The sequence below is a fragment of the Pseudomonas fluorescens genome (genome assembly GCF_902497855.1).
GTDB lineage: Bacteria > Pseudomonadota > Gammaproteobacteria > Pseudomonadales > Pseudomonadaceae > Aquipseudomonas > Aquipseudomonas fluorescens_BI.
Genome location: NZ_CABVHU010000054.1, coordinates 1 through 1,119, shown reverse-complemented (window position 1 = coordinate 1,119; position 1,119 = coordinate 1). Strand labels below are relative to the sequence as shown.

The following is a 1,119-nucleotide window of genomic DNA, read 5'->3' as shown; positions in this document are numbered from 1 at the left end:
TTAGAAGAAGCCCAGCGGATTGATGTCGTAGCTCACCAGCAGGTTTTTGGTCTGCTGATAGTGATCGAGCATCATCTTGTGGGTTTCACGGCCGACGCCGGACTTCTTGTAGCCACCGAACGCGGCATGCGCCGGGTACAGGTGGTAGCAGTTGGTCCACACCCGACCGGCCTTGATCGCGCGGCCCATGCGGTAGGCGCGGTTGATGTCGCGGGTCCACAGGCCGGCGCCCAGGCCGAACTCGGTGTCGTTGGCGATGGCCAGGGCTTCGGCTTCGTCCTTGAAGGTGGTGATGCTCACCACCGGGCCAAAGATTTCTTCCTGGAACACGCGCATTTTGTTGGTGCCCTTGAGCAGGGTCGGCTGGATGTAGTACCCGGTCGCCAGGTTGCCCTCGAGTTTTTCCACCTTGCCGCCGGTCAGCAGTTCGGCGCCTTCGCCCTTGGCGATTTCCAGGTACGACAGGATTTTGTCGAATTGCTGCTCGGACGCCTGGGCGCCGACCATGGTGTCGGTGTCCAGCGGGTCGCCGCGTTTGATTTGCAGGACTTTGTTCATGACCACTTGCATGAACTCGTCGTAGATCGACTCTTGCACCAGGGCGCGGGACGGGCAGGTGCAGACTTCGCCCTGGTTGAAGAACGCCAGCACCAGGCCTTCGGCGGCTTTTTCGATGAAACTCGGTTCAGCCTGCATGATGTCTTCGAAGAAGATGTTCGGCGATTTGCCACCCAGCTCCACGGTGGACGGAATGATGTTTTCAGCCGCGCATTTCATGATGTGCGAGCCGACCGGGGTCGAGCCGGTGAAGGCGATCTTGGCGATGCGCTTGCTGGTGGCCAGGGCTTCGCCGGCTTCCTTGCCGAAGCCTTGCACCACGTTGAGCACGCCCGGTGGCAGCAGGTCGCCGATCAGCTCCATCAGCACGGTAATGCCCAGCGGGGTTTGTTCGGCTGGCTTGAGCACCACGCAGTTGCCGGCGGCCAGGGCCGGGGCGAGTTTCCAGGCGGCCATCAGGATCGGGAAGTTCCACGGAATGATCTGCCCGACCACGCCCAGCGGTTCATGGATGTGATAGGCCACGGTGTTGCCGTCGATCTCGGCGGCGCTGCCTTCCTG

The 1,119-nt window shown here is 61.7% G+C and carries 1 protein-coding gene; it reads right to left on the bottom strand.

Features of this window, described 5'->3' with window-relative positions:
- The coding region (locus F8N96_RS34810; protein WP_150801640.1) for an aldehyde dehydrogenase family protein at positions 1-1,119 on the bottom strand (1,119 nt) is incomplete at its 5' end.